The organism is Plesiocystis pacifica SIR-1, assembly GCF_000170895.1.
GTDB lineage: Bacteria > Myxococcota_A > Polyangia > Nannocystales > Nannocystaceae > Plesiocystis > Plesiocystis pacifica.
This window is the reverse complement of record NZ_ABCS01000170.1, coordinates 1-11,873: the sequence shown is the minus strand read 5'-3', so window position 1 is coordinate 11,873 and position 11,873 is coordinate 1. Positions and strand designations below refer to the sequence as shown.

Sequence of the window (11,873 nt, the reverse complement as noted above, 5' to 3'; positions counted from 1 at the left end):
CTTTGTGGCTGCGTCGCTGGGTCTAGAGGCGAATCACGGTCACGTCGTTCTCCTGCGTCGTACCGTTTTGGAGGGTGATCTCGATGGTCGCCTGGACGGCGTCGGAGGCCTCGAAGTAGGCGCGGGTGATGTCCATGGGGGTGGGCTGGCCGTTGAGGCTGGTCAGCGTGCTTGGGGTGAGGTTGAAGACCGTCTCGTTGTCGGCGTTGTCGAAGGTCGTCAGCTGGACGATGGTGATGTTCTCGTTGTGGTATTCGTCGTCGATGGTCATGTGCAGGGCGTCATCGTCGAGGACGCCGCCCGGGGGGACGAAGAGGTTGCAGCGCGCGCAGATCGGCGTCTGGGGCTGGGGGTCCGAGAGGGTCGTCGTAGGCCCAACGGGGGTGTCGCAGGTCTTCGCTACCGACGCACCCTGGGTGTGGTCGTCGACCGTGGCCCCCGCGAGGGCGCCGTTGACTGCGGTCTCGATCACGTCGAGGTTGCCGTGAGCGGGCGGGGCCGCGACGGTGCAGATGTTGGTCGGGCAGTTGGCCTGACCCTGGCAGACCGCTGACAGGGCCGAGCACACCGAGGTCCGGGCGACGGGCCAACCCACGGGCATGTCCGCGACCATCCCGGTGTTCCAGCCCGAGTAGTAGAGCTCGAGGATGATCTCTGGGGGCGTCAGCTCCGGGCGGTAGGACCACATCAGCGCCATGGTCGCGGCGACCACCGCCGAGGACACCGAGCTGCCCGTGAGCGGATCGTCGAATTTACCGTCGATGAGCGCGCCCTGGCCGTAGGCGGCCATCAGCGGCATGCCGCCGTCGCGGGCGTTGGCGGTCGGGGCGTCGAAGGGATCGAGGGCCCCGACGGCGAGCACGAGGGGGCGCCAGCCGGTCGCGTGGTGGCTGGGGTAGCTGGCCTCCCACACCGGGTCGGCGTCGTAGCCCCGGGCGTCGCACTCGAGCTCGGTCAGCGCCGCCATGTCCTGGTAGGCCGCAGGCGCGAGCACGCCGGACTGGTTGCCGGGGCAGGACTCGTCGAGGTTGTTGCCGGCCGCCGCGACGACCAGGGCGCCCTGGCAGCGGGCGTACTCGAGGGCCGCGATCAGCGACTGCGCCGGCCCCTTGCTCAGGTCCTCGGTGTTCTGGAGGTCGCGGTTCCAGCCCACGCTGAGGTTGATGACCAGACGCTTGGGCGCGTTCGGGAGGGTGTCGCGGCGGTCGAGCCACTCGGCCACGGCCTGGTACACGCCCATGGCCAGGTCGCCCTGGGTCCCGTGGTCGCCGCCCTCTACCCAGCTGGGTCCGGAGCTCCACTCATCCCGCGGCATCGCCAGGACGTTCTCGGTGCTCCCGGCGCAGTTGGTCTGGCCGCCGGGGCAGGTGATCGCGTCGACGATGTGGGTCATGAACAGGCCGTGGGCGTTGTGCGGGGTGACCTGTCCGGCGGCCGCGTCTGCGGACACGGTGTCGACCACCGCGACGTCGACGGCGTCGCGTCCCGTCCCGGCCCCGAGCGCGTTGGCGCCCATGTCCCAGCCGATGTTGGTCATGAACGAGTCCTCGAAGGCCGCAGAGACCGGGGCGTCGTAGAGGTCGCCCTGGGCGAACTGCCCGCGGCAGTCCGCGGCCACGGAGGTGATCGGCATGCTGCCCCAGATGTCGATCTTGTCGAGGACCTCGCCGTAGATCGTCGAGGCGTTGCTCGTGTTGATGACCGGGTTGCCGACATAGTCGTAGGCGCAGTAGCGGTCGAGGTTGCCCGGCGCGGAGCCGGCGATGGCTTGGACCCCGGGCGAGCCACTTTCGAACAGCGGGTGGGCGATCCAGTCGGCCGACAGCGGCGCGGTGCCCCCGGTCATGGGGTCGCAGCTGGCTGGGGCCGCCTTGTCGAGGATCCCGATCAGGCGGTTGGCGCCGATGCAGTCGACGACGGCGAAGGGATCCACGGCCAGGGTCTCGGCGGCTTGGGCGGGAGCCTGGAGCTCCTCGCTCGCGGCTTGCTCGCCTGCGTCATCGGCGTGGCTTTCGCCTTCGAACTCAGCGAGCTCGAAGGCCTCGAAAGCCTGGTCGTTGCCGACCTCGCACGCGGCGAGACCCAGGGAGCAAAGCGCCAAAATTGCAATCTTGTGTGTGTTCATCCTGCTTGCAGCGGAAGCCGTGTCCGCCCTCTCGCGGTGGGATGTACCGACGGCCCACAAGCGGATTAAGTCGCGGGCGATTTTTCTACGCGAGCGGATACGCGCTAGGTCACACCTGCTAGTCTGAGCCGTGGCGAGCGGTACCAGGCACGGGTGGGCGGTCTTCTTTGGCCTCCTTGGACTGGCCAGCTGCGCCTCGAATCCGCCGCCGCCCGAGGCGGAGCACGCGGTCGTCGAAGGATGTGCGGAGCCCGGATCGGGCCCGGCCCAAATCGGGACCTGCAGCCCCTGGGCTCGGTTGGTGTCGAGCACGGGCGACGCGCTGGAGTGGTCGGCGCTGCGCGGGCAGGTGGTCGTCCTCGACCTCGGCGCGCTGTGGTGAGTGCCCTGCCTGTCCCTGGTCGAGGGACTCGAGCAGCTCGGACGCCGCCTCGACGACCCGCGCCTGCGTTTGATCTCCGTCGTCGTCGAGGACGAGTACGGGGAGGCCGCGGAGCCCAGTGACGCCGCCCGCTGGCTTCGTTGGGGCGGCCTCGAAGACACCCTCGTGCTCGCCGACGTCGACCGAGAGCTCGCTTCGGCGTGGGCCGAGGACCTGTCCGTCCCGACCGTCGCCGTGCTCGACGGTGCGGGAGAGATCCGCTGGCTCGCGGTCGGCAAGGCGCCGATCGAGGCCGGGGTCGAGGCGGCGATCGTGGACGCCCTGAACCAGGCGTCGAGCCAGGCCGCGCCGAACTAGCCCGCGCTCAGGTCCCGGTGGATCCGCCGGTGCAGCAGGTGCTCGTCCTCCTCGACCCAGCGCCGCGCCCACTCCGACAAGACCAGGTCCTCGCTGGCCAGCGAGAGCACCACGGCCTCCATGAGCTGGACCACCGCCAGGCAGTAGTGCGAGTTGGTGCTCGCGTGGTCGGTGGTCTCGGGCAGGCGCTCGAGCAGGGCCCGGGCGCCGGCGATGGCCTGGCTGGCGTTGCTGCGGCTGAGCGCGATGGCCAGCTCGCGGAGCAGGACCTGGTAGCCGGTGGTCGCCGGGTCGAGCTCGGAGAGCAGGGCGTGGGCCCGGGCGAAGGCCTCGCGGACGCGCTCGGTCTCGCCGAGGGCGGCGTAGGCCGAGGTCACGTGCAAGCGGGCGACGGCGGAGTCGAGCTCGGCGCCCTCGCCGATCTGCGCGGCGAGGCGCGAGAGGGTCGCGGCCAGCCGGGCCTCGAAGCCGGCGCGGCGCAGGGTCGGCGCGGCCCGGGCGAGGAGCTCGGCGTACTCGCTGGGCAGCAAGGTCGCGAGCTCCTCGTCGTGGCGCTCGAGCAGGGCGAGGACGCCCTCGACCAGGTCGCTGCGGTCGTAGTAGCTGGCCAGGAGCAGGGCGCTGCGCAGCAGCGGCGGGGCCTGGGCCAGGTCGAGCTCGGCGAGCTCGGCGATGGCCGCGATGGCCAGCTGCAGGCGCGGCAGGGCGAGGGGCTCGGGCAGGGCCTCGAGGGTCTCGAGCACGGGCGCGAGGGCGCGGGCGCGGGCCTCGGAGCCGAGCCCGGGGAGCTGGGCGAAGGTCTGGTCGTAGAGCTTGGTCAGCGCGGGCGGATCCGTGAGCAGGGCGAGGCCGGCGTAGGGCTCCTCGTCGCGCCGGGCCCAGCGGTCGAAGGCGTCGACCTCGTGGCGCGGATCGAGGATGCGCGAGAGCTCGACGAGGCGGTCGTACTTGTAGCGGTCGAGGCCGCCGAGCTGCTCCCGGGCGTGGACCGGCCCGCCCACGGCCGTGGGCAGGGGCGCGCCCGTGGGCTGGCCGTCGAGGGCCTGGGTGATGCGGGCGTCGAAGGCCGAGAAGGCCGCGCGGTGGATCGGGTCGGGCGTCCCGGACTCGGCGATGGCCGCTCCGAGCAGCCCGCGGGCGGCCTGGCGCTCTTCTCGGGCCTCCTGCGTGCGCCCGAGCCGGGCCAGGCCCCAGGCGAAGATGCAGCGCACGTAGGCGTGGGTCGGCTCCTCGGGGTGGGTGGCCTCCGTGGCCGAGCGGTTGCGCTTGGTGGTCAGGTAGCGGTCGCGCACGGCCAGCAGCTCGTCGGCGAGCAGGCCCAGCTCGCCCGCGTCGCCGTCGCTGCCGTGCGCGCGCACGAAGGCGGGGATGTTGCGGGCCAGGCCGGTGCCGTCGCGCAGCGCCGCCATCACGAAGTCGCGGGTCTGGAACAGGGCCAGGCGGTCGTCCCCGGCCGCGGCCGCGAGGGCGCTGCGCACCAGCCACAGCGAGCGCAGATCGAGGCGGCCGCCGTGGCCGGCGAAGAAGGTCTGCAGCCGGGCGAGGAGCTCGGGCGTCAGCGGGCTGTCGCCGGCTTCGATGGTGCCCCGGGCGAGGCCGTCGAGCTCGCGCAGGACCATCGCCGCGAGGCCGCGGATCATCTGCTCGTCGAGGTCCGAGGCGACGGCGTCGACGAGGCCGAGGATGTGGCGCGGATCGGGGTAGCCGAGCATCTGGGCCTCGCTCTGGACCCAGCGAGCGAGGAGCGTGGGCGCGTTGCTCGGACGCTCCCACATGGCCCGGGCCCAGCACAGCCCGGCCTCGCGGGGGCGGTGCAGGCTCGCCTGCAAGTTGGCCAGCTCGGCCCACATGGGCGCGCGGCGGGGGTCGTCGAGGGGCGCGTCGAGCTCGCAAAACTCCTGCTCGAGGGCGCTCAGCCGCTCTTCGATGGCGCTGCGCGGCAAGTTCACGGGGGCGAGCTCGGGGAGCTCGGCGGCGGGTCCACCGTCCGCCGGGGTGTCGACGGCGAAGTCCGGGATCTCGACGGCATCGACGGCCTCCTGGCGCTGGCGCTGGCGCCCGTCTCGACGTTGGCGTCGCTTCTTGTTGTCGTCGCCCTTGTTGGCCTTGGGGCCCTCGCCCTCGGCCCACTCGACGCCGATCGACACGAAGGCGTCGAGCTCGAAGGTCGCCGAGCGGACCCAGGGCTCGAGCAGCTGGGCCTGGGAACCCACGAGGTAGTCGACCCACTCGGACAGCGGGCAAAAGGCGGACTCGTCGAGGCTCTCGCGGCGAAAGGCGCGGCCGCGTCGGGTCTCGCTGGTGGCGGGGTCGCTCGCCAGCCAGACCACGCGATCGCTGCCGTCGAGGAGCAGCTCGCGGACTCGGCTGGGGCGCAGGGGCGGATCGATGGCGCTGGCCAGGGGCAGGAAGAGATCGGGGATCTGCGGCGCGGGCACGAAGGCCTCGGCCTCGAGGTCGAGGGCCGGCGGGTTCTTGGCGCTGCGCCGCGCCCGGATCACGGCCTGGAGCTCGCCCTCGGGGGTGGTCCCGGTGGCCACGCGCAGCTGAGCGACGACGCTGTCCGGGACCGTCCGGACCAGGCGCTCGAGCTGCTCGAGGGTGCGCTCGCGGATCACCCACAGGGTCGGGGCGCGCCCAGCCGGGGCCCGGACCAGGCGCAGCTGGACCTCGAGCCGTCGGCCGGGGGCGCAGGCCTGCCAGCGGCTCGGCTCGGGGACGTGGACGTCGGTGTGGGCGTGGAGGTCGAGCCAGGGGCCGTCGGGCACGCGCAGCCAGGCGTCGCCGCCCTCGGCCAGGGCGTGCACGGAGGGCGCCGGCAGCAGCAGCAAGGTCCCCGGGTCGCAGTCGAGCTGGCGCGCCTGGGGGTGGTGGTAGCCCAGCTCGATCCACACCCGGCCGCCCGGGCGCAGCGGCGTGAACGCGCGCAGGGGATCGTCGGGGTCGAGGGCCCGGAGCACGGCGTAGTAGGGCGGGTCGCCGACTCGGCACAGGTTGCGGCGGCGGTCGTCCTCGTCGGTAAAGAAGGCGAGGCGCTGGTCCTCGCTGCCCAGGCGCAGGAGCTCGCCGGCGAGGGATAAAAAGCCCTCGTCGCCCTCGCTCAGGAACAGCACCTCGCCCAGGGGCGGCACGGGCTCGGGGCCGCGCAGCACGGGCAGGGCCTCGGCCCAGCAGCCCAGCAAGCGCCCGCCGGGGAGGCGCTTGCGGCTGACCTGCACGCCCGCGTCGAGCATCCGCTTGCGCGAGCCCCGGGGCAGGGAGACGGTCGGCTCGAAGCCCAGGGCGCCGTCCTCGAAGCGGGCGAAGCCGGCGGGGGCGGCCTGGACCTCGGCGGGGACGATGTCGGCCTCGAGGGCCGCGCGCAGGGCAGAGAGGTCGGTGAACTTCAGGGTCGGCATGGTGCTCGGGCGAAGGGCACAGCGTGGCGGGAGCCAAGCGCCGATCAAAAGAGATCAGGGGCCGGCACGACTTTACGCTGCCTCGTCCACCGCGACCAGGCTGTCCCGCGCGGGCGGGGGGATGCGTCTACCAGACGCCCGAGCGTAGCCCCGCTCACAGGTAGGCGCGGGCCTCGGCGATGTTCTCGTCCATCATCCGAGGATCGGCGCCGTGCTGCTTCGCGGCCTCGTAGTACTCGATGGCGCGGGCGTAGTGCTGGATGAAGAACAAGCCGGCGCCGACCTGGCCGTAGCAGGTCCCCGTGCGCTCGGGGTGCTCGCGGGCGATCTGCAGGTACATGTCGATGGCCGCCTGGTATTGCCCGCCGACCAGCAGGGACGCCGCCGCGTTGATCTTCGCGTCGACCGAGCCGGCGTGCATCTGGGCCTGGGCCTGGGCCTGGAGCTGCTGCGCCTCGGCCATCGAGACCTGGCCCGGGGCCTCGCCGATGAAGGCCGAGACCTCGGCGTGGACCGGCCCGGCCGCCCCCGCGTTGACCCGGGCGACGGCCGCGAGCAGATCGTGGACCGGCTGGAAGTCCGTGCCGACGGGGACCTTCACGCTCCCGAGGCGAGCGACGGTGATCTCGACGCTGCTCGAGGCCGCGGACTGACCCGCGGGGACGTCGAGGATCGTCGCGAGCTCGACGCGCAGCCGATCGTCGAACTCCTTGGTCAGCAGCTGGGTCGGGGTGAGGACGATCGCGTCCTTGGCCGAGCCGAACACCGTGAGGTCGATGGTCGCCAGGGTCGGCACCCCAGCGAGCTCAGCCGGGATCACGTGCTTGCGCAGGTTGGCCATCTTCTTGGCTGGGCCCTCGCCGAGCCAGACCTTCTTGCCCAGGTGCGGGCGCAGGGCCTCGGCGATGGCGGGGCCGTAGTCGAGGGCGACCGTGAGCGCCGGCTCCGGCTCGACTGGGCTGCTCGCCGGAGCTGGACCCGCGAGCACGTCGGCGAAGCGCGGCGGGACCGGGAAATACTGAGCTGGCCACGCGCCCTGGGCGAGGCAGGGGTGGACCGCAGCGCACAGCCGCAGCCACACGCCGAAGCCGACCTCGTAGGTCGTGAGCCCGCCGTAGCGCCCAGACTGCATCACGACCTGCGTGGTCCCGTCGCCGACGCTGCGCAGCTGCACGGCCCAGTCGAGCTCGATCTTCGCCATGCCCGAGGGCCACTCCCAGACGAGCTCTCTGAGCGCCGCCTTCATCGCAGGCGACGCCGAGAGGTGCTTGGCGACCTCGGCCCCGGGGGCCGGATCGAAGGACACGCCGCCGAACAGGCGCGGACCGTCGCGGACGATCGCCGGGCTGGCGAGGGAGCCGTCGACGATCCCGTAGTGCTCTCCCGGCAGCGGCGCGAACCCGGAGAAGGGCTGGACGTAGCTGTGGCCCCAGCCATTGCTCGACAGCCGGAACAGCATCAGGGCGTCGACCCGCATGCGCCCGCCGAACATCGCCTTGAGCGCGCCGCCAAGGACCGCGCCCGAGCTCGCCGCGCTGGCGTCGAGCTCGACGATGTCGTGGATCTGAGCGCCGGCCTTGCCGGCCTCGGCGATCAGCGCCTGCTTTTGCCGGTCACGGCCTCCGCGAACCTTCTCATCCAGGTACGACACGCCGCGGATGGTTGCACAGCGGACCTCGGCGCGCAGCATTGGCGGTCGCTGCCAAGTGCTCGTCATTGCGAGAACTTGGATGAAACACCAAGGCGCGGCGATCGGCAGCCTGCTAGCTCTGCCCTGCGTCGACGGACTCGCGCTCGTCCTCGGCTCGATCGTCGCTCTGCGCCTGCGCCTGGCCCTGGGGCTGATCGCGGCGTACGACGACCTTGCCGATCTCCTCGGCCTTGACCATGCCGCCCTCGACCAGGGTGTCGATGAGCTCGCGGTGCTCCTCCTCGTGCTCGTGGGGCAGGGCGTCCGAGTCGGACTCGTACTCGATGATCAGGTTCTTCTTGCCGGTGGCCGGGTCGATCTGCAGGTGGATGTTGAGCTCGGGCATGGCGTGATGGTCGGAGTCTGGGGGGTTCAGGCGTCGGCGGTCTTGGCCGTGGGCACGACGGCGGACATGGTCTTTGCGTCGATGACCTTCTTTTCCAGCAACAGGTCGCGCAGGACCTCGAGGGCGCCGCGGTTGTCCTGGATGATCTTCCGGGCCCGGGCGCGCTCGCGCTCGAGCAGGGCCTTGACGTCGGCGTCGAGCTGGGTCTTGGTCGCCTCGGCGAGGCGCTCGTCGTTGGAAAAGGAGCGGATCTCGAGCTCCCCGGTGACGCTCATGCCGTAGCGCTCGACCAGCCCGCGGGCCATGGCCGTCGCGCGCTCGAGGTCGTGGGAGGCCCCGATGGTCAGGGTGCCCAGGAGCTCCTCCTCGGCCTCGCGCCCGCCGAACAGCGTGGCGATCATGTCGAGGATCTGCGCGTGGGTGATGACGTACTTGTGCGCCGGGTCGGCGTAGCGCACGAAGCCCAGGGCCCCGGTCAGGTCACCGCGGATCGAGATGCGGTCGATGGCCGGGGTGTGCTCGGTGTGCAGGGCGACGATGGCGTGGCCGCACTCGTGGGTGGCGACGGTGCGCTCTTCCTCGGGGGTCAGCGTGGGCAGGTCGAGGTTGGCCGTGAGCGCGTCCTCGACGTCGGCGATGGTCGTCTCGTCGCCGTCTTGGTCACGGGCGTCGCGCAGGCGCTTGCGGGCGATGGCCCGGCACAGGGCCTGGACGTGGTCGCCGCTCCACCGCCCCGTGGCCGTGTCGCTGCCCTCGATGGGGTGCCCGGTCTGGCGCACGGCGTGGGTCAGCGCCGCCGCGTTCATGTTCAGGCCCAGGCGCTGGTCGTAGATCTTCAGGATGGCTTCGCGGTCCTCGGCCCCCGGGTAGGGGATGTGCAGGTGGAACTCGAAGCGCCCGGGGCGGAGCAGGGCCGAGTCGATGGACTCGACGAAGTTGGTGGTGCCGACCACGAACACCAGCTCGTTGTTGCGGAAGCCGTCCATCTCCGTGAGCAGCTGGTTGACCATGGAGTGCTCGACGCCCGAGCCGGTGTAGGTCCCGCGCTGGGCCGCGAAGGAGTCGAGCTCGTCGAACACGATCAGCGAGGGGGCGCTCTGCCGGGCCTGGATGAAGATCCGGCGCAGGTTCTCCTCGCTCTCGCCGACCCAGCGGCTCTTGAGCTCGGGGCCGTTGACGATCTGCACGGCGGCGCCGAGGGCCGAGGCGATGGCCTTGGCGAACAGGGTCTTGCCGGTGCCGGGCGGGCCCCAGAAGATCATCCCGCGGGGGATCAGCCCCTCGATGCGCGCGATGGTCTTGGGGTCGTCGAGGGCCTCCTTGCGCCCGAGGATGTCGAGGATGTCGTCCTTGATGCGCTTTTTGACCTCGGCGTAGCCGCCGATGTCGTCGTCGAGGGACAGCTCGGGCACGCTCAGGTCGCCCTCGAGGGTGGCCTGGCGGATCTGCGTCCACGCGGGCGTGGGGTCGCTGGGGTAGTCCTCGCCCTCGAGGGAGTCGAGGAGCTGGCGCAAGCGGATGGCGTGCACCCCCGAGACCTGCTTGTAGAGCTTGTAGACGTCGAGGCCCGGGCGCTCGGCGAGCTTGCGGGCCTCTCGCTTGGTGACCAGGTGGGCGAGGCGCTCGCGGGCGATGCCGACGATGCTGATGCGGTGCTGGAAGAGGTTGGCGATGACCTTGGGCAGGGGGAAGCTCGGGTCGCGGAAGCCCAGCCACAGGATGTTGGGGTTCTCGTAGAGCAGCGCGACGACCTCGCGGGCCTCGGAGGTCAGCGCGCCCGTGGAGGTCGTGAGCAGGTCGAGGTGCGGCAGGACCATGACCCGGCGCTGCTGGTCCTCGCCGTGGGTGCCGCCCCGGACCGCGTCGCGCAGCTGGCCGATCATCGTGGGCACCAGGCCCATGGGCATGGCCCCGGCCTCGGCGGGGACGCGGCCGTCGATGTAGTTGCAGCGGATGCCCTGCTTGCGCAGGCGCTTGCGCAAGCCCGAGTAGAAGTAGCCGACCAGGCCCTTGTCGCACTCGACGAGCACCGGCAGCCCGCGCAACAAGGCTTCGCCAGCGCGGGCGAGCTCATCGGGGTAGGCCGCGATCACGGCGGCCGCGGGCGTGAGGGACTCGGGGAGCTGGTCTTCAGAGACGGTGCGACTCATGGGTGCTCAGATCTTCACGCGGATGGTCAGCGAGCCGCTCTCGGGGTCCTCGCTGATCTCCTGGACCTCGCCCATGGCCGCCGCCTTGCGCTTGAGGGCCTCGGCGGTGACGGTGTTGGCGACGCGGTCGAGCTCCTTGCGCAGGTCGCCGAGCTTGCCCTCGAGCTTGCGGGTCAGCTCGGCCTGGATGTTCTTCTCGCGATCGCTCACCTCGCCCTCGAGCTCGGCTTCGAGGGCCTCCTGCCCGCGCTCGCGCATGGCCGCGTCGTTCTCCGCGTAGACCCGGATCTGCTTCTCGCGCTCGATGTTGACCTTCTCGTCGGCCTGGGCCCGGACCTGGACCGTGCCCTCGAGGGGGTCGACGCGGACCTCGACGCCGTCCTCGTCGACGCGCACCCACTCCTTGGTGCCGTCTTCGTTCTCGACCTCGGTGAAGCCGGCCTTGGCGAGCTCCCCTTTGAGGAGTTCGGCGGTCTGCTCCTTGGGCAGGATCTCGAGGATCTCGAGCTGGGTCTGCAGGCCGTCGGCGACGTGGATGTGTCGGCGCAGGGTCTCGGAGATGGTGATGCGGTAGGCGCGGCTCATGACAGCGTGGCGGGTTGGGGGCGAGGGGGCTCAGTCGGAGCTCGACCCGCCCAGAGAGTGTAGCGACTCCAGGGACGCGGCGATGGCTCGGGCGCGGCCGAGGACGGAGCCGGGCAGGGGGGCGGCTCCGTGGGCGAGGACGGGACGATCGTCGCCGCGGTCGAGGGTCTCGTGGAAGGGGCGCCAGCTCGTCAGCAGCAGCTGCGCGGCGGCGTAGTCCTCGTCGAAGTGGGCGACGAGGCCGGCGTCTTCGACCCAGCGGCCGAGGGTGCGGGCGAGGGCGCGGAGGAAGGTCGCGGCGCCGCGGAAGGCCGCCTGGCGCTGGGACAAGGAGGCGCGCAGGTCGAGCTTTTGGGTCCACCACTGCGGGGTGGGGCAGCGGCGCTCGGGGCCGCTGGCGAGGAGGGCGACGCCGGCTTCGACCAGGAAGCTGGCGAGATCCCGGCGCGCGGGGCGGCCATCGTCCAAGTCTTCCGAGGCTTCGATGGCGGCGAACAGGCCGTCGAGGGCGAGGCCCTGGCGCTCGCCCAGGCCGATCATGTCCTGGAGCTCGAAGAGGTCGCCCTTGGACGTCTCCATGGCTTGCCAGCGCGCGCTGAGCTGGTCCTGGAGCGCCTCGAGCACGACGGCGCCGGGGCCCTCGACCCAGCGCGCGTAGTCGGGGGCGGCGGTGGTGAACGGGACGCGGTCGGCGTAGCCGAGCTGGCACAGCGCCGAGCTGGCGAAGGCGGGCTGGTCGAGGGCCGCCCCGGCCTTGTCGAGGGGCTCGACGGCCAGGTAGTGGAGGAGCTCGTCGGCCAGGGACTGGGGCCGGGCCTTCAGCCGCTTTTTGGGCGAGGC

At 71.8% G+C, this 11,873-nt stretch carries 8 protein-coding genes and 1 pseudogene; 2 read left to right on the top strand and 7 right to left on the bottom strand.

Annotation, left to right across the window (positions count from 1 at the left end):
• Positions 1 to 22 precede the first annotated feature (22 nt).
• The gene (locus PPSIR1_RS39860; protein WP_157596479.1) at positions 23 to 2,125 is read right to left on the bottom strand and encodes a S8/S53 family peptidase; all 2,103 of its coding nucleotides are present in this window, start codon (positions 2,123 to 2,125) and stop codon (positions 23 to 25) included.
• A 130-nt stretch (positions 2,126 to 2,255) separates the two neighbouring features.
• Between PPSIR1_RS39860 and PPSIR1_RS48875 the strand changes: the two genes are divergently transcribed.
• Together PPSIR1_RS48875 and PPSIR1_RS39855 are read left to right on the top strand one after the other, a co-directional pair.
• A complete protein-coding gene (locus PPSIR1_RS48875; protein WP_157596478.1) occupies positions 2,256 to 2,507 on the top strand; it encodes a hypothetical protein in 252 nt (83 codons plus the stop codon).
• The gene (locus PPSIR1_RS39855) at positions 2,508 to 2,864 is read left to right on the top strand and encodes a thioredoxin domain-containing protein (RefSeq protein ID WP_006977000.1); all 357 of its coding nucleotides are present in this window, start codon (positions 2,508 to 2,510) and stop codon (positions 2,862 to 2,864) included.
• Here PPSIR1_RS39855 and PPSIR1_RS39850 read toward each other — a convergent pair.
• From PPSIR1_RS39850 to PPSIR1_RS45260, 6 genes and pseudogenes are all read right to left on the bottom strand, one after another.
• The gene (locus tag PPSIR1_RS39850; RefSeq protein WP_006976999.1) at positions 2,861 to 6,262 is read right to left on the bottom strand and encodes a hypothetical protein; all 3,402 of its coding nucleotides are present in this window, start codon (positions 6,260 to 6,262) and stop codon (positions 2,861 to 2,863) included. The two genes, PPSIR1_RS39855 and PPSIR1_RS39850, sit on opposite strands and share 4 nt — an antisense overlap.
• A 154-nt stretch (positions 6,263 to 6,416) precedes the next feature.
• The gene (locus tag PPSIR1_RS39845; protein WP_157596477.1) at positions 6,417 to 7,913 is read right to left on the bottom strand and encodes a tetratricopeptide repeat protein; all 1,497 of its coding nucleotides are present in this window, start codon (positions 7,911 to 7,913) and stop codon (positions 6,417 to 6,419) included.
• 112 nt (positions 7,914 to 8,025) lie between these two features.
• Positions 8,026 to 8,298 carry a hypothetical protein gene (locus PPSIR1_RS39840; protein ID WP_006976997.1) on the bottom strand — a complete coding sequence of 91 codons (273 nt, stop codon included), beginning with the start codon at positions 8,296 to 8,298 and terminating at the stop codon, positions 8,026 to 8,028.
• Between the two features lie 26 nt (positions 8,299 to 8,324).
• A complete protein-coding gene (locus PPSIR1_RS39835) occupies positions 8,325 to 10,448 on the bottom strand; it encodes an AAA family ATPase (RefSeq protein WP_006976996.1) in 2,124 nt (707 codons plus the stop codon).
• A gap of 6 nt (positions 10,449 to 10,454) precedes the next feature.
• Complete coding sequence (locus tag PPSIR1_RS39830) at positions 10,455 to 11,033, bottom strand: hypothetical protein (RefSeq protein WP_006976995.1); 579 nt, start codon at positions 11,031 to 11,033, stop codon at positions 10,455 to 10,457.
• 30 nt (positions 11,034 to 11,063) lie between these two features.
• Positions 11,064 to 11,873 (bottom strand): annotated as a pseudogene (locus PPSIR1_RS45260) (hypothetical protein); the annotation flags it as partial.